This window comes from Methylobacterium currus (assembly GCF_003058325.1).
Classification (GTDB): domain Bacteria; phylum Pseudomonadota; class Alphaproteobacteria; order Rhizobiales; family Beijerinckiaceae; genus Methylobacterium; species Methylobacterium currus.
The window spans coordinates 6,092,297-6,108,690 of record NZ_CP028843.1 but is presented as its reverse complement, the minus strand read 5'-3'; the positions used below and the strand labels follow the sequence as shown (position 1 = coordinate 6,108,690).

Sequence of the window (16,394 nt, the reverse complement as noted above, 5' to 3'; positions counted from 1 at the left end):
ATCTGAACGCACCCGGACTTAGGTGGCCATATCCCGGGGCGGCTCCCCCCGCGCGCGGCCCGGCCTATGGGAAGGGGGACTGCGCCGTCAGGTCTGCGCCGCATCCCACCTCATGGCGGTGCCGGACCCCTCAACCACTTACGGCGAAGGGGCGGTCTCGGAGAGTTCCCTTACGGAATCGAGAAACCCGGCGACGTCGTCCGGATGGACGGCCAGCCCGCCTTCCGGAAGCCGCTCGAAGCGCAACCCCTCCCGCCCGAGGAGCGACAGGGGCGAAGCGTCGGCGAGCAGCCCGTCCACTTCCTCGGCCACGAGGTCGAAGGCGTCCAACGCCCCCTCGACGGCCTCGCCCGCGCGCAGGTCCGCGAGGGGGACGTAGGGCCTCGGCACGGGGGGACGCCGCTTCGGCCAGGTTCGCTTGCCGAACCATTCGAGCTCGTCCCGGTGAAGGCACCAGACGGCCTTCGTCGCCGTCCGGTACTCGAACCTCACGGCGCGTGCGCCGTCCAGCACCGGCCCGTCCTCGGCCGCCACCACCAGGGCCTGCCAGGACCGCCGGAAGGTCGGGTCCGTCGGATGCTTCCCGAAATGGCCGGCGGCGTCGGCCATCCCCTGCCACGCGTCGCCCTTGGGTCCGGCGGACCTGCGCCCGCCCGTCATGCGCCCGAGCGCGTCGACCTCCGAGACGTGCAGGCAAGGGACGGGCTTGCCGCCCAGTAGGCGGGCCTCCATACGCAACGCCACGCCATCCAGGACGGGGGGCTCCCCCGCCTCCAGGCATTCGAGGAGGCCGTCCCACACCTCGCGGAACCTCCCCCTGTCCGGGTTCTGGTTCAGGAGGGCGGCGACCTTCTTCGCGCTCAGCCACTCGTCGGTCATGAGCCGGTCCCTGCCGCGCCCGATGGCGGCGGCGAGCGCGTCCATCTCGGACCGGTGCAGCCGGAAGGCGCCGACCTCCGTCCCCTTGGCCATCGCGCTGTGCCACTCCCGGCCCGCCGCCCTGCCGACGCCGGTCTCCTCGTAGGAGCGCCGGATCTCCATCCAGAGATCCTTGAGCGCCGGCGTGGCGTAGGGCGACGTCGAGATGGCGCGCCCCGCCTCGTTGATGGTGAGCCACTCCTCGGACGGCTCGATCAGGCCGGCGACGCCGGTGAGCTGCGCGAACCACGCGATCTCGGCCCTGTCCAGCGCGGGGACGGGGCTGCCGTTCGCCCCGCGGACGAACCCGAACCCAACCCGGCGCCCGTCCCGGACGACCTGCCCGTCCCGCATGCAGTCCTCGACCATCCGGTCCCATTGCTCCCGGAACCGGGTCAGGCGCTTGCTGACGCCCAGCGCGCGCATCACCTCCCACACCGACGCCTGGTCGGCGCGCTTGGCGGGCAGCGTGGGACCCTGGACGCCCAGGTGCCGGCGGAACACCTCCAATCCCCGCTCGTGCACGTGGAGCTTGGGCTTGCCGCCGTCGCGCAGCAGCCGGATCAGGGGGCCGCCCTCGAACGCGCCGAGCGTGCCGGCCAGCGCCGCGTCCCAGACGGCCGTGAAGGCGGGGTGGTAGGGGTTCAGGTTGCAGGCGAAGGCGGCCTCGGTGCGCGTCAGCCATCCGGCCTGGCGCTCGGCGCCGAAGTTGTCCGGCATGGTCCCGGCCGCCAGCGTCCGCCCGGATCGCCTGAAGACCTCGACGCCGACGCGTGGCACGTCGTCGACGTGGACGTAGAACGCGCGCTGGCGCTCGAACCTGTGGAAGCCCGCATGGACGGCGACGCCCGCGACCTCAGGGGTCAGGCCAGCCCGCGCCGCCTCCTCCAACTCGCCGAACAGGTCCTTGAGGTGGGGGTCGTCCGTCCGGATGCCGATGGCGCGGGCCACCTGGACGCGGTGCAGCATGCCTTCCAGGCGCCGCGGGCCCTCGCGCTCGGCGAGCAGGTAGTGGATGCCATCCAGGCTACCCATGACCGAGAAGGCGTCCGCCCACCGCTCCGCGTCGACGGGCGCGCGGGGCCCCGCCCCTCTGGCGCCCGACCGTCGGCCCTCCTCCAGGCGACCGATGGCCTCGTCCATCTCGGACGCCTCCTCCCGGTCCTCCTCCCCGCCCGCCTCCGCCGGCCGGTCCCGCACGATCTCGCGCGCGAGCGCCGCCGCGTCCTGGCGGGGCGTGTCGTAGACCCGGGCCACCGACAGGTCGCCGATGGCCTCGGCGTAGATGCGCTGCGTGTCGAGCGGCATCCCGTCGATGCAGACCATCGCCTCGACCACGGAGGACATCTGCCGCGGGTCGGATCGGTCGAGCGCGGGGTCGAGGCGCCTGGCGCGCCCGCAGCGCTGGACGTGCTTGACCAGGGACGAGGTCGCATCAAAGGCGACCACGCCGCGCGCCTGCGGCAGGTTCACCCCCTCCACGAGCACCTTGTCGTTGACCAGCGCCCGCAGGTGCCCGTCCCGCAGGTCTAGAAGGTTGGCCTTCAACGCCTCCAGGCCGTCGCTGCCCTTGACCCCGCGGGCCGGCATGCCCGCCGCCGTCATCGCGGCGGCGAGCCCCTCGGCCTGCCGGATGCCGTTGGCGTAGCCGAAGAAGGCCTTGTCGCGCAGGCGCAGGCCCGTGGCCGGCTCCTCGTAGGTGGCGAGGAAGCCGACCAGGGCTTCGTGTCCGGCCTTCCTGAGGATGGCGCGCCTGAGGGCGGGGTCGTCCGGCAGGGCGCCGACGACGTCGACGCGCAGGACGTAGTTGGCCACGGGGGAGATGATCCCCTCGCGCCGTAGGCGCTCGTCCGCGACCTTGATGACCTCGTTCTCCGAGCCGAGCAGCGCGTGCACGGTCTTGTTCGCGTCGAAGGCGGGCGTGGCGCTGAACGCCGTGACCACGGCGTGGTCGAGGAACCGGCGGATCAGGTCCTGCCGCAGGTCCGAGAGCCCGCGGTGGGCCTCGTCCATGACGACCGCCCCGACGTCGCCGGGGAGCAGCCTGCCGTCGCGGAGCATGTTGACGAAGAGATCGTAGCTCATCACCGTCACGTTGCGCGGCCGGTCGTCCGGCGCGAGGAGCCCGGACACCTGCAGGGCCGGGAAGCGCTCGCGGAACGTCTCGACTGTCTGCCGGATGAGGTGGCGCGAGGGCTCCAGCACGATGGTCGGGACCGCCAGGCGCGCGCCGCCCGCGTCGAGACCGGTCGCCTCCACCAGCCTGACGATGATCTCGGTCTTGCCGCCCGCGGTGGGGATCACCGCCAGGGCCCGCGGGTCGCACGCCGGGTCGGCGAGGTGGGCCGCCAACGCCGCCAGGGTCTCGGCCTGGTGGTCCCAGAGCGGTCGGCCGCGGGAGCCGGCGTGCCCGAGCCCGGCGACGAGGTTGTTGCGCACCGCCTGCAGGGGGAGCGCGCGCAGCAGGTCGTGGACCTTGAGGTGCGTGCCCCCAAGACCGGCGGCGCTCCCGCGCATCGCGTCCGCGAACCAGGACCCCGACCCGCTCAATTCCTTCACTCCGACGCGACGCGCGCGGCCGCCTCGTGCCCAGTTTGGGAAGGACCGGGCAATCCACAACCCGGGCGCCATCGCTGACGACGCGACGCCTCGACGGACGGTCGGCTCCGTCGGCGGACACCGGGCGCACGAACGCGCCGACGACAGGTTCCGGGGCCGGGCCGGCCGGCGCGCGCCCCTCCGGCTCGACCCGGTACGGGCGCGCCCTTGCCATTCCTGCGAAAGCGGCGATCGTCTCCCCTGTCAGGCGCTCCCGCCGCGTCATCCCGGAGGCTGACATGAAGGCCGGAAACCAGAACCGCGTCGTCCTGCTCGGGGAAGGCGGCAGCCCATGGGGCGTGGCCCTGGGACACGACTGCAAGGCGGAGCACGAGCACGGCTGCGCCGGGCTCCGCGCGTGGCTCGGCGTGGCGGAGGACGCCATCACGGTCGAGGATGCCCTGTGCCGGCCGAAACCGGCCGGACCCGACTGGGCGTTCGTGCAGCACGACGACCCGAAGCTGGCCACGCTGCTCGTCCTCAACGACGCCTACGCCCGGGACTGGGCCGCCAAGCGGCAGGGGGTGCGCCGGAAGCACCTGCGCGACGGCGAGGGTTTTCACGACGCCTGGCAGGAGGACGACGCCCTCGCGACCGCCTACGACGAGGCGAGCGCGGCGCTCGCCGCGTTCCGGCCCGACGACAGGCGCCTGCTCGCCGACCTGGCGGGAGCCCTCGCCGCAGGCCGGCTCGCTCTCGCCCACGGCGGCGGCGTCGGGCCGATACTGCTCCTCGCCGACCGGTTGCCCGGGAACGCCTTCCTGCAATCCATTCACTATGCCGCCTTCGCCGCCGCGGAGGACGAGCAGGGAACGGGCATCGACTATGCGAGGCACCCGACCCGCCTGCTGGAGAGGTGCGTTGGGTGGAGTCCCGTTCGGTAGGCGCGGTCCGGGTCGCGAAGGAACGCTTGCCCCGACGCCTCCGCGGCGTCCGGCCCGGGTGAAAGACGCCGCCCGGGCCGGGCGGTCAGGGCGCGAAGCCGGCGGAGCGGCGCCCGCGTGCCGATGGTGCCGTTTGTGGCTTTCCGGGCGGCCCCCGAAATTGGGCCCGCGTCCGATTCCCCGGCGCCGTCCAAGGGTGGGAGCGCCCTGCGGGGGCCTCCCTCCACGCGTGGGAGGGGCCGCATCGGGCTTCGGCCGGACGCCAGCCCATCCGGGTCACCGTCCGGCCATGCGTCCTGCCCCGCCGCCACCGGTCGGCCCCGCCGGCATCCGTTCGAGGCATCGCGAACGAACGCTCGTCCCGACGATGGAGGTCGCCGATGCATCCTGAGAGGATGGTGCACGTCAGTCACCGTACGCGTTCGGCGACGGCCGCGCGGCGAGCATCATTGCGCGCTCGCGAGGTCAGGCGGCACTCTGGGATTGCTGGGGCGGTGTCCAGTTCCAGGGGAGGAGTTCGTCGATCCGGCGCGCGGGATGGGCCGGCAGTCGGGCCAGCACGTCGGCCAGCCAGGCCCGGGGATCGACCGCGTTGAGCTTGGCGGTCTCGGTCAGCGTGTACAGCGCCGCCGCGCGCCGCCCGTCCGCCCGCGTCCGAGCCAGCGAACGTCCAGTTGCGGCGGCCCACCGCGATCCCGCGCAGCGCCCGCTCGGCGGCGGCGGCGTTGCTCAGGTAGACCCGCCCGTCCTCAAGGAAGCGCATGAACGCCGCCCAGAGCTTGAACAGGAAGTCCATCACCCCGGCCATCGGCGTCTTGGCCGACAGCCGGGCCCGGTTCTCCCGCAGCCCCCCCAGCGCGACGACCAGGCTGGCCGCTCCGGCCAACATGGGTCGCTGGACGCTCAAGCGCGTCGAGGACGGCTTCACCGGGTTCTTCGGACGGATCAAGCGCGGGCTCAAGCCTGGATTCCCACGCTTCAAGCCAGTCTCGCGCTGGAACACCTTCGGCCTGCTTGAGGCCGCAGGCCTGCGGCACGAGGGCGACCGCATCCGGCTCAAGGGTTTTGACCGCCCGATCCGCCTTAACCACGACCGGGCGCTTCCGTCCGACGCCAAGATCCTGGGCGTGACGTTCACCCGCAAGGGCCGGCACCGGTACGTCGGCTTCACCGTCGAGACCAATGAGGTGGTGGCGGCTACGCCACCCGCCGGCGAGGCGGTGGGCGGCGACCTTGGCGTCGAGGCGCTGCCGCATCCCGAACGTCCGACCAGCCTCGCGTCGCGAGCGCGAGATCCGGGTGTCCCGCCGGGCGCTCGCACGATGCCGCAAGGGCTCGAACCGCCGGCGCAAGGTCAAGGCACGGCTGGCGCGCCAACTCCGGGCGGTGGCGAACACGCGGGACCAGCATCTCCACCGCGTCTCGGCGCGGCTGGCGCGCGAGCATGCGCTCGTCGTGCTGGAGGATCTGCGCATCCGGAACATGACCCGCTCGATTGCGGGGACTGTCGAGGAGCCGGGCACGCACGTCGCCCAGAAGAGGGGGTTGAACAGGTCCATCCTCGATGCGGGATGAGGCAAGCTCGTGCAGTTCGTCCGCTACAAGGCTGCGAGGGCCGGTGGCGAGTTGATCTGCGTCGATGCCAGGGGGACGTCGCAGGAGTGCCGGCGATGCGGGGCGGTTGTGCCAAAGCCGCTATCGCTGCGCCAGCACGTCTGCCCGTGCGGGCTGGACGAGCATCGTGACGTGAACTCGGCCGGGGTGATCCGCGACCGAGGTCTCGCGGCCAAGGCCGCGAGCGAGGGGGGCAGCCCCTCGGGGGCGCCAACGCGGGCCGTCGGGCCGTGCGTCGTCCCGGGACGCTCCTCGCCGTCTGAGGGCGGCGCTAGAGAAAGTCACGCGGGGCCATCAACCCCAAATGACGAATGACCGAAATGTCGGTCCGCCCTCGTCCGGGAATGGTCCTGCAGACATTCGGCTCGGCCTCGACCTAGCCTGACGCCCGAGCACGTCCGCCTGGATCCGATCCGAACCAAGCATCGCTTCGGGGCAGTCGCGGCCCACTTGCCCTCGCTTCGCCTTCCGGGCCGGCGTGCCGGCAGGCACGATCCACCTTGCGGCAACCCCCCTTTCGGTTGGTCCCGCGTTGCAGGCACGCGACGATCCGTCGCGGCACCCCCGGCATGCCGTTGGCTGCGATTTAACGCTCAGGCCTGAACCCTCTGGGAGCGCCCAATCCCGGCAGGGGACAAGCGAGGAAGACCGCCGTGACACATGACGATGAGGCGCTGTGGTACGATTCCGAGACGGAGGAAACGGCGAAGAACCGATTTCCATTCTGGGATGTGCCCTGACCCTCGTTGCCACTGTTGTGGCGGTGTACCTGATCTTCTGATCCCGCCCCCTGTGACGAGCTCAAAGCCGCTTGAGAAGCCGTTTAGCCCCCACAAGGGCGCGATGCCCGAAGCGCGCCATAAGCGCCCTTCGAGCGACGGCACGCGGCGACCCCGTGGCGCGCTCGGACGCGTGGCTGCCGCGCCCGGGATGTCCACGTCGCGACCCGCGTAGGCGGAGCAACGCCGCGACGCCGAACGGAACCCGCGCCGACGTGAACGTCATCCGCGCGCCTCCGGGGCGAGTTCCTCCATGTCGGCGGCGACCATGGCGGCAAAAGCCTCGACCTCCCCGGCCTGGAGTACCGCCGCGGAACCCGCGCCGTCCCGTCGGACGGCTAAGGCCCGGTCGAGGACCGACGCCCAGCACGGCGAGAACGTAACCAGTCCGTACAGGCCGGCGTCGGTCTTCGTCGTCACCCGCCCGGTGAGCAGGGTGTAGTGCAAGCGCGCGGTGCCGAGGACGAGGGAGGACGCCTCCCAGGCGCTCGGCGCCGCGCGACGGGCGGCCGTGACCGCCTTCCCCGCCAGCAGCACGAGGTCGCGGTTGATGTCCCGCGACGAGATGCGATGCTCCAGCCCCGTCGGCGTCGTCCCTCGGGCGGCGACGGCGCCGGTCGCGAACGCGTACCGATCCAGTGCCCGGCGCCCGTGCGGTCCGGTGGGGATGAACCGCCCGCGTCGAACTTGCGGTCCGGTCACCTCCCACGTCCCGAGGCGCAACTCGTCTTCCGTGACGTAGATCCCGTCGAGTCGCGAGAGCGGATGCCCGGGCGCGATGTCCTGGTGAACGGCTTCGAGCGCCTGAGTCGGGGCCGGACCGTGCGTCCCGGCAACGAAGTTCACGTCGCTCGACCCGGACCGGAAGTCGCCCAGCACGGCGGAGCCCACGAGGTGGAGGGACCGGACGAGGCCGGGCAGGGCGGCGTCGGCGAGGGCGAGGTAGGCCTGCGCGGCCTCGGCCGCCCCTGGATCCACTGGCGTCAGGGCGGACCAGGACGAGCGCAGCAGCGGAATTCCTTTCGGACAGCGCTTTACGGGGCGTGTCATGGTCGCGGCCTCCTTCCGTTCATCACTCGCGGGGAGCGGACGGAACGTCGCCACGTCGCGTCGTCGGGCGCGGCGACGTTCCTTCCGTGGGGGCCTGCAAAGCCGGGCGTGCCGCTGCCTTCGGCGGGGGAAGGCGCTGTGCCGGACGACGGGGTGGCTTTCACGGCACGCTTCCCGGGTCGGTGACAATGGAGGGGGAGGCTGACGGGAGGCCGCGCCCGCCTTTCTCCGCCGGCCGCTCGGCTGCGCCGAGGCGGAGTGCGAAGAGGCGCGGCAGGGTTGTTTCCCCCGAGGGCGGCAAAGAGCGGGGAGCCAGCCGTTCGGGCGCGTCGGCGCCGAACCGGCGCAGGACGTCGGCGCTGGCGACCACATCCAGGTCTTCCTCCTTGGCGCGCCGCTCGATCCGCGACAGGTCGTTCATGACCGTCCCGAGCACCGTGAACTCGGCGCGCCGGCCGTCGTCGAACACGCCGGCCAGGACCGGGCCGCAGTGCAGTGCGGCGATGACCCGCAGCGTCGGGCGCCCCGCCCTGGACCGCTCGCGGTTCAGCGCGGTCAGGGTGTCGAGCATCGCCTCCGCTGCGGCCAGTGCCCGGCCAGCCTGCTCGCCGGCATCGCCGTCGAGGAACAGCGCCAGCACCCCGTCGCCGACGTACTTGTCGACTACGCCGCCATGGGTCGTCACCGCGTCATGGACGAGCCGCCGGAATTCCAGCAGCCAAGCGATGGAGAGCGCAGGCGGGTACGCCCTGGCGAGAGCCGAGGAACCCCGCAGGTCCACGCTGAGCAGGGTCGCGTGGCGCTCGGCCACGGAAGCCGTGCCGCCCGTGCGGACGACCTCGGTGGCCACGCCGTCCGGCAGGAACCTGGACAGCATCAGCCGCTCCTCCCCGGCGCGCAACGCCGCGGCGGCCGCGGCACGCATCCACGCCGTCGTCGACACGACGAAGCCCGACGCGACAGCGAACGCAGCGAGGCCCATCCCCTGGCGGACCAGGACGTGCGCGCCGTCCGGACCGAGGCGCGCGGGGTCGAGGAGCAAGGCCAGCGCCGTCGCCCACCCGGCGGCCACGAGCGCCGCGAAGAGCGCGGCGAGCCGGGGCCTGAGACGCATGCCGGTCTGCAGCAGGAACAGGTACGCCGGCAATAGACTGACCGCGTCGGTCGCGAGGTGGGCCTCGCCGCTGTAACGAGGCACGTGGTCGGCGACCACGTAGACCGCGATGGCCGCGTCGGCGCACGTCGCCGCGAGCGGGAGCCAAGAGCGGACGCGTTCGGACCGCGCCCGGGCGCCGGCCGCCGCCAGCAGCGTGACGAGGCCGTAAGCCCCGAGCACGACCCAATGGCCCGTGCGTTCGCCGTGGCCGTAGTCGGCGAGGGCACCCAGCAGGAGGATGAGGACGACCCCGATCCGGGGGGCCAGCGCCCGCCGCTCGAAGCCCTGCTCGATCCGGGCGGGCAGCTCCGCCGAGAAAAGCCCGGCGGTGTCGGCCAGCGATATCGGAGGTGGTGGCATGCCGCTCACCGGGATGCCCGGGCCGAGGGTGTGCCGGCCGCAGGCATGCCGCCCACATGCAGCGTGACCGGAACATCGAAGCTGTCGAACCGGATGACGGCCGGGACCGTCGCGCCGTCCGGCAGCTCGTTCCGAAGGGGGCCGATGTCGATCCAGGCCGTGCGGTCGCCGAGCCCGTAGACGTCACCCGCCCCGACGCGCACGCCGGCCATCGCGGCGCTGTGGCCCCCACCCAGGAACCCGCGCACCTGCGACGGCTCGCCGGTGGGCAGGAGCAGTCCCACCAGCACGGCCCGGTCCGGCCCGTCGTTCTCGATGGTGAACGTGACCCGGCTCGTCTCGCCTGGTCTCGCCGGGGTGGCGGCGATCCCCTCGATGTGGATCCCGCCCGCCGTGGCGCCCTCGTCATGCGACAGGGCGGGCCCGGCCACGAGGGCAAGCGCCCCGGCCGCGGCGAATGCCCGGAACAAGTTCGTTGTCACTGGTCGATCCTGGTACGATGGCCTGGTCGGTCCCTGGGCACGACCGGCCTGCGCGAGCCTCGCCATAGGCCAGGCAGGACGCGGCGCGGGTGGTGCCGTTCGGGACACGCGAATGGACGACCGGTCGGTGGTCACGCCGCCTCGCCCTCCGCCTCGACGAGGCAGCGGTTCCCGGTCCGCCGCCGGGTGGCGTCAGGCAAGCGGCCGAAGGGGGCAGGCACGGGACATGGCCTTGCCCGCGGGCAAGGACGCGAACCGGTCAGTCGAGCGACGCGATGAGTTCCGCTGACGGAAGCCTCGCGCGAGGTGGACGCGGGTCCGCCCCGGTTCAGGCTGCCCTGGGTGGGCGCTCGATGCGGAAAGGCGTGCCGCCCTCGACTTGCTCGTCGTTCGTCACGTGGCAATCGGAGGTGCGGCTGGGCGGGTCCGTCAGCCCGGGCGCGAGCGAGGGCTCGAAGGCATGGCAGGCGAAGCCGCAGCAGGTTGGGGCACAGCGCTTGCCGCCGGACGCGTGATGCATGCAGCCGTCGTCATCGGGCTCGGCCGTGAGCGAAACCGGGGCGTCCTCGTGCGGCCCGGTCATGCCATGGTGGTGACCCGCCCCGCCATGCGCGTACCGCACGCCGTCCGCGGCGCGGGACGCAGTCACGCCGATGGGTGCGGATGCGCGCCAGATGCCGGCCGGGAAGGCCGCCAGGCACGCCGCGACCATCGCGACGAGGAGGGTCCTCAACGATAGCAAGGTTCGTCCGCTTCGAAACACGCCCGCCTGAACTGTCTCACGGCTGTGCCGGACAATGCAAGCCAGGGGCCGCGGGATCCCGGCACTCGCTGCCGGTGGATCCCGCAGGCGCGTGATTTAGGCGCCCAGCGCCCGGGCTTCGTACCCGGCTTGCCTGAGGGCTGCCACCACTCGCGATGGGTCGACGGCGCCGCGGACGGTGATCTCCCGGCTGGACAGGTCGACGTCGACCTTCACGTCACCGTCAAGACCCTGGACGGCACGGGTGACGCCCTTGGCGCAGCCGCCGCAGTTCATGTTGGACACGTGGAAACGCAGCATGACCATCTCCTTTGTAGCGCGTTCCCCTCCCACATGGTCCTTCCAACGATGGGAAGGTCAAGGGCCGGTGGCCTTTCGCGCGGCAGGTGCGATCCCGCTCCGCCCAGTTCATTGGTCCATGTGGGTGGCATCGCCGGGATCCCGTTGACCCTCCCATCGTTGGAAGCCTTATCTGTCCGTGGAAGTCGAGACAGAGGAGTGCACCGACCATGGGTCAGGACGTCGTCCAAGCTTCCACTCACCATGCCGCCCCGGGACGGCAGCTCAGCCTACCGGTGGAGGGCATGAGCTGCGCATCCTGCGTCGTTCGGGTCGAGGCCGCGCTCGGTCGGCTTCCCGGCGTCGCCGAAGCGGCGGTGAACCTGGCGACGGCCCGCGCGCGTGTGCGATTCTCCGGCGCCGCGGACCCGGCCGCCGCCGTCCGCGCCATCGAGGAGGCGGGCTACGCCGTGCCGGAGGCTCGGACCGAGATCGCGGTTGACGGCATGACCTGTGCGTCCTGCGTCTCGCGCGTCGAGCAGGCCCTTGCCCGCATACCCGGGGTGACAGGCGCCGCCGTGAACTTGGCGACGGGACGCGCGACGGTGCGTCACCCGGCGGGCGCCGTGAGGGAGGCGGACCTCCTGGAGGCCGTGGAAGGGACGGGATACGAGGCGCGCACGGTCGGGGAGGACCGGGGCACCGACCGGGCGCGCGAGGCACGCGAGTCCGGGGCGGCCGGCCTACGCCGCGACCTCCTGCTCGCGCTCGCCCTCGCGCTCCCGCTGTTCGCCGTCGAGATGGGGTCGCACCTCGTCCCCGCGCTGCACGCGTGGGTGACGCATACCGTCGGCATGCGTGCGACCTGGACGGTCGAGGCGGCGCTCGCTGGCCTCGTCCTGTTCGGCCCGGGCTTGCGCTTCCTCAGGAAGGGCGTCCCGGCGCTGCTGCGAGGGCACCCGGACATGAACTCCCTCGTGGCGCTCGGCACGAGCGCGGCCTACGGCTACTCGCTTGTGGCGACCTTCCTGCCCGGGCTGCTGCCGGCGGGCACGGGGAACGTCTACTACGAGGCGGCAGCCGTCATCGTCTTCCTCGTCCTGCTCGGGCGTTACCTCGAAGCGCGTGCGAAGGGACGCACGGGCGCCGCCATCGAGCGGCTGGTGTCGCTCGCTCCGACGACGGCGCGCGTGGTCCGGGACGGTGGCGAGGCCGAGGTGGAGGTCGCGGCACTGTGCGTCGGCGATATCGTCCGGGTGCGCCCCGGCGAGAGGGTCGCGGTCGACGGCGAGGTCGTCGCCGGATCCAGCCACGTGGACGAGGCGATGATCACCGGCGAACCCGTCCCGGTCGCCAAGAACACGGGCGACATGGTCGTCGGAGGCACCGTGAACGCGACTGGCGGTTTCGACTTCCGGGTCACTGGCGTGGGCGGCGACACGGTGCTCGCGCGCATCGTGCGCATGGTCGAGGAGGCGCAGGGCTCGAAGCTCCCGATCCAGGCCGCCGTCGACCGCGTGACCGGCTGGTTCGTCCCCGCCGTCATGGCGGCGGCCACCGCGACGTTCGTCGCCTGGGTCGCGTTCGGCCCGACGCCCGCCCTCGGCCTCGCCCTGGTGAACGCCGTCGCCGTCCTGATCATCGCCTGCCCTTGCGCAATGGGCCTCGCCACGCCGACCTCGATCATGGTGGGCACGGGCCGCGCCGCCGAACTCGGCGTCCTCTTCCGCCACGGCGACGCGCTCCAGGCCCTCCGTGACGTGGGCACGGTGGCGTTCGACAAGACCGGGACGCTGACGGAGGGGCGCCCGGAGCTGACCGACCTCGCGCCGGCCGCAGGGTCCGGCGGCGACGAGGTGCTGGCCCTGGTCGCCGCGGTCGAGGCCCGCTCGGAGCACCCGGTCGGCGCCGCCGTGGTGGAGGCGGCGAAGCGCCGCGGGCTGGCCGTCGGCCCCGTCCAGGAGTTCGAGGCTGTGCCGGGCTGCGGCGTCTCCGGCCGCGTGGGGGGCCGAAAGGTGGAAGTGGGGGCCGACCGGTTCATGGCCCGCCTCGGCTACGACGTCTCCGGCTTCGCGCCCGAGGCGGCCCAGCTCGGCGGGGAAGGCAAGAGTCCTCTCTACGCCGCGGTCGACGGCCGTCCGGTCGCCATCCTCGCCGTCGCCGACCCGGTGCGGGAGAACTCGCCGGCCGCGGTCAGGGCCCTCCGGACGCTCGGGCTTAGGGTGGCGATGGTCACGGGCGACAATCGCCGGACCGCCGAGGCCATTGCCCGCAAGGTCGGGATTGACGAGGTCGTGGCGGAAGTGCTGCCCGACGGCAAGGTCGCAGCCGTGAAGGGGCTTCGCTCGGCCGCGGGCGGCAAGGTCGCCTTCGTCGGGGACGGCATCAACGATGCTCCCGCCCTCGCCGAGGCGGACGTCGGCCTTGCGGTGGGGACCGGGACGGACGTTGCCGTCGAGAGCGCCGGCGTCGTCCTGATGTCGGGTGACCTGCGCGGGGTCGTGAACGCGGTCGCGGTGTCGCGGGCGGTGATGCGCAACATCCGACAGAACCTGTTCTGGGCCTTCGCCTACAACGTCGCCCTCGTCCCGGTCGCGGCGGGCGTGCTGTATCCCCTGAACGGGATGATGCTGTCACCCGTCCTGGCCGCCGGCGCGATGGCTCTGTCCAGCGTGTTCGTGGTCACGAACGCCCTGCGTCTGAGGCGCTTCTCGCCGCCGGCCATCCCGGGCCCGGCCGGCGGCGGGAGGGCCGGGCTCGCCCCAGCGCCGGGACGGGTGGCCCCTGCGGAGTGAGCGGAGCGTTGCCATGCTGAACATCGGGCAGGCCGCCGAGGCGTCGGGCGTCTCGACCAAGATGATCCGGTACTACGAGAGCATAGGCCTGATCGCTAAGGCCGGGCGCTCGGATTCCGGCTATCGCCACTACGGCGAGGCGGACGTCCACGCGCTTCGCTTCATCCGCCGCGCCCGCGATCTCGGCTTCTCCGTGGAGCAGATCTCCGGGCTGCTGGCCCTCTGGCGCGACCGGGACCGGGCGAGCGCGCAGGTCAAGGCCGTGGCGCTGGAACACGTGGCGGCGCTGAACAGGAAGGTCGGGGAACTGCAGGCCATGGTGCGCACGCTGTCGGACCTTGCCGAGCACTGCGGCGGCGACCACCGCCCAGACTGCCCGATACTCGACGATCTCGCGGGCGCGGGCGGCGACTTGGCCGTGGCATCGCCCGCGCCGGGGCTCCGCTTCGGTGCCCGGGCGCTTCGGGAGGGCAAGCGGACCAGGAAGGTCGTGTCGGCTCCGCCGGGGTGAGGTGCCACCCGAGGAACCCGTAGGACCTCGGGTGAGGGGAAGCTCATGTTCTGGGAGAGGGAGGACACGCTTGCCCCCTGGACATGATCGTCGGACGACTCTGCCCCTACCTCACCCAGAAACAGGCAGCGGCAGGTCTGCTGACCAACGAGTGTGTCGTGCGCTCGCCGCCCCGTCCAGGCTCGATCACTGCCAACGGGCCCGGTTCGGCGACTTTCCGTGAGAGCGACATCGAAGACTTCGGGGACGAGTACATGCTGAGCAGCATGGCGGCCGAGGCGCTCGGGGTAAGGACCGCGCCGGTGCGGGACCGGATGACCGAGAGGGGGTTCTGTCCGGCGTTGGTCTTGGCGTCGGGCGCCGCTGTGGTCTGGCACCGCCGCGACATTGACCGGGCGTCCGAGGAGGCATGTGCCCTGAGGAGACCGTTTGCTGCCGCATGGATCACTCCATGGGTGGCGCCCTCATCCGAGGGGTGGCCGCGGACACCGGCTCCGCCAGCCCAAGGGGCGCTTCGGGGGTCGAGGCTGAACCGCTCCGGGTTTGTCGGAGGCTGATTGTCTTGGGTCAGGCGGCCAGGGCTTGGTCGCCGACGTTGGCATGATAGCGCGCTTCGGCCTCGGCGGGAGGAACGTTGCCGATCGGCGCGAGGAGGCGACGGTGGTTGTACCAGTCGACCCATTCCAGGGTGGCGTACTCGACCGCCTCGAAGGATCGCCACGGCCCGCGTCGATGGATGACCTCTGCCTTGAACAGGCCGTTGATCGTCTCCGCCAAGGCGTTGTCGTAGCTGTCACCGACGCTGCCGACCGACGGCTCGATGCCGGCTCCAGCCAGGCGCTCGGTGTACCGTAGAGCTAAGTATTGCGAGCCACGGTCCGAGTGATGCACCAGCCCGCTGCCCTGCACAGGACGACGCTCGTGCAGCGCCTGTTCCAGAGCATCCAGCACGAAGCTCGCATGAGCGCTACGTGAGGCTCGCCAACCGACGATGCGCCGGGCGAACACATCGATGACGAAGGCCATATAGACGAAGCCCGACCACGTCGCCACGTACGTGAAGTCACTGACCCACAAGGCATTCGGTCGGGGAGCCTTGAACTGACGGTTGACCCGATCGAGCGGGCAGGCTGCGGCTGGGTCGGGGATCGTGGTGCGCACGGTCCTGCCACGTACCACCCCCGCCAAGCCCAATCGGCGCATCAACCGCGCCACCGTGCATCGCGCGGTCACGATCCCCTCCCGGGCCAGTTGCCGCCAGATCTTCCGCACGCCGTAGACGCAGAAGTTCGCCTCGAACACGCGCTTGATCTCGATCATCAAGGCCGCGTCGCTGCGGGCACGAACCGGTTGCTTCTCGGGATCGGCACGCCGGGCAGCATGCAGGTAGTAGGTCGATGGGGCAATCGGCAGCACCCTGCAGATCGGCTCGACCCCGTAGACCTCGCGATGATCGTCGATGAAGCTGATCATGGCCGCGACCGGCGGTCGAGCTCCGCCATCGCGAAATACGCGCTCGCTTTGCGCAGGATCTCGTTAGCTTGGCGCAGCTCACGGTTCTCTCGCTCGAGCGCCTTGATCCGCTCGCGCTCGTCCGTCGTCTGGCCAGGACGCACGCCCTGGTCACGCTCGGACTGGCGCACCCAGTTCCTCAACGTCTCGCCTGAGCAGCTGATCTTGGCCGCAATCGACTGGATCGCTGACCACTGCGAGCCGTGCTCGCCCTCGTGCTCGCGCACCATCCGCACGGCACGCTCGCGCACCTCAGGGGAAAACGGGGTTGTTCGCTTCGTCATGGCTCCATCCTCTCAGAAGTTGGAGCCTCCTGTCTGTCGCTGTTGATCTACTCTGCGCCCGCGGACGGCATCCCGCGAGCCTCCAGGGTGTCTGAGCCCAGTTCCCGGATCGGGAGCCGTCCGCGCCATGAAGCATCAGCCTGAACAGTTGATTGGGACAGCTTCGGCCGATCCCGCAGGACAGGAGCAGGGATCATGATGCAAGACGTCTTCGTCGGAGTTGATGTCGCCAAGGACTGGCTCGACGTTCACCATGTACTCAGCGGCGCACGCCGGATCGCAAATACGGCTGCTGCAGCACGAAGCTTCGCCGCTGCATGTGCAAAGCAGGGAGCATGGGTCATCTTTGAAGCAAGCGGCGGTTATGATCGCGTGCTGCGCGATGCTCTCGAAACTTGCAATGTCCGGT

12 protein-coding genes, 1 pseudogene and 1 other annotated feature are annotated in these 16,394 nt (G+C 71.6%); of the genes and pseudogenes, 5 read left to right on the top strand and 8 right to left on the bottom strand.

Going from position 1 to position 16,394, the window contains the following annotated elements:
• Positions 1-138: 138 nt before the first annotated feature.
• Positions 139-3,435: a DEAD/DEAH box helicase family protein gene (locus DA075_RS28055; RefSeq protein WP_164712502.1), complete on the bottom strand. Its 3,297-nt coding sequence runs from the start codon at positions 3,433-3,435 to the stop codon at positions 139-141.
• Between the two features lie 320 nt (positions 3,436-3,755).
• On the opposite strand from DA075_RS28055, the gene DA075_RS28050 reads away from it, so the two are divergent.
• Entirely contained in the window at positions 3,756-4,400 is a 645-nt protein-coding gene (locus DA075_RS28050; protein ID WP_099956018.1) for a hypothetical protein, read from the top strand.
• Between the two features lie 465 nt (positions 4,401-4,865).
• Here DA075_RS28050 and DA075_RS28045 read toward each other — a convergent pair.
• Positions 4,866-5,247 (bottom strand): annotated as a pseudogene (locus DA075_RS28045) (transposase domain-containing protein); the annotation flags it as partial.
• A gap of 335 nt (positions 5,248-5,582) precedes the next feature.
• On the opposite strand from DA075_RS28045, the gene DA075_RS28040 reads away from it, so the two are divergent.
• Positions 5,583-5,975, top strand: a complete 393-nt coding sequence (locus DA075_RS28040) for a transposase (protein ID WP_099956017.1) — start codon at positions 5,583-5,585, stop codon at positions 5,973-5,975.
• A 9-nt stretch (positions 5,976-5,984) separates the two neighbouring features.
• Positions 5,985-6,329 carry a zinc ribbon domain-containing protein gene (locus DA075_RS38640; protein ID WP_099956016.1) on the top strand — a complete coding sequence of 115 codons (345 nt, stop codon included), beginning with the start codon at positions 5,985-5,987 and terminating at the stop codon, positions 6,327-6,329.
• 686 nt (positions 6,330-7,015) lie between these two features.
• Here DA075_RS38640 and DA075_RS28030 read toward each other — a convergent pair.
• The 5 genes from DA075_RS28030 to DA075_RS28010 form a co-directional block, all read right to left on the bottom strand.
• Positions 7,016-7,843: an aminoglycoside adenylyltransferase domain-containing protein gene (locus tag DA075_RS28030; RefSeq protein ID WP_099956015.1), complete on the bottom strand. Its 828-nt coding sequence runs from the start codon at positions 7,841-7,843 to the stop codon at positions 7,016-7,018.
• Positions 7,844-8,003: 160 nt separating this feature from the next.
• Positions 8,004-9,359 (bottom strand): adenylate/guanylate cyclase domain-containing protein, encoded by a 1,356-nt coding sequence (locus DA075_RS28025; RefSeq protein WP_099956014.1) that lies wholly within the window; start codon positions 9,357-9,359, stop codon positions 8,004-8,006.
• Between the two features lie 5 nt (positions 9,360-9,364).
• Positions 9,365-9,841, bottom strand: coding sequence for a hypothetical protein (locus DA075_RS28020; RefSeq protein ID WP_123834462.1), 477 nt, complete (start codon positions 9,839-9,841; stop codon positions 9,365-9,367).
• Positions 9,842-10,169: 328 nt separating this feature from the next.
• Positions 10,170-10,574 carry a hypothetical protein gene (locus DA075_RS28015; protein ID WP_099956012.1) on the bottom strand — a complete coding sequence of 135 codons (405 nt, stop codon included), beginning with the start codon at positions 10,572-10,574 and terminating at the stop codon, positions 10,170-10,172.
• Between the two features lie 126 nt (positions 10,575-10,700).
• The gene (locus DA075_RS28010; protein WP_174800129.1) at positions 10,701-10,904 is read right to left on the bottom strand and encodes a heavy-metal-associated domain-containing protein; all 204 of its coding nucleotides are present in this window, start codon (positions 10,902-10,904) and stop codon (positions 10,701-10,703) included.
• A 209-nt stretch (positions 10,905-11,113) separates the two neighbouring features.
• On the opposite strand from DA075_RS28010, the gene DA075_RS28005 reads away from it, so the two are divergent.
• Together DA075_RS28005 and cueR are read left to right on the top strand one after the other, a co-directional pair.
• Positions 11,114-13,678, top strand: a complete 2,565-nt coding sequence (locus tag DA075_RS28005) for a heavy metal translocating P-type ATPase (protein ID WP_099956011.1) — start codon at positions 11,114-11,116, stop codon at positions 13,676-13,678.
• 16 nt (positions 13,679-13,694) lie between these two features.
• The gene (gene cueR / locus DA075_RS28000) at positions 13,695-14,189 is read left to right on the top strand and encodes a Cu(I)-responsive transcriptional regulator (protein ID WP_099956855.1); all 495 of its coding nucleotides are present in this window, start codon (positions 13,695-13,697) and stop codon (positions 14,187-14,189) included.
• Positions 14,190-14,756: 567 nt separating this feature from the next.
• Here cueR and DA075_RS27990 read toward each other — a convergent pair.
• Positions 14,757-15,985, bottom strand: a protein-coding gene (locus tag DA075_RS27990) for an IS3 family transposase (RefSeq protein WP_099956009.1) whose coding sequence is annotated in 2 segments (ribosomal slippage) — positions 14,757-15,691 and positions 15,691-15,985 — 1,230 coding nt in all. Because the reading frame shifts where the segments join, the coding sequence is not laid out codon by codon here.
• Positions 15,588-15,704: a sequence feature (AL1L pseudoknot), on the bottom strand. Its footprint overlaps the gene before it by 117 nt.
• Positions 15,986-16,394 lie beyond the last annotated feature (409 nt).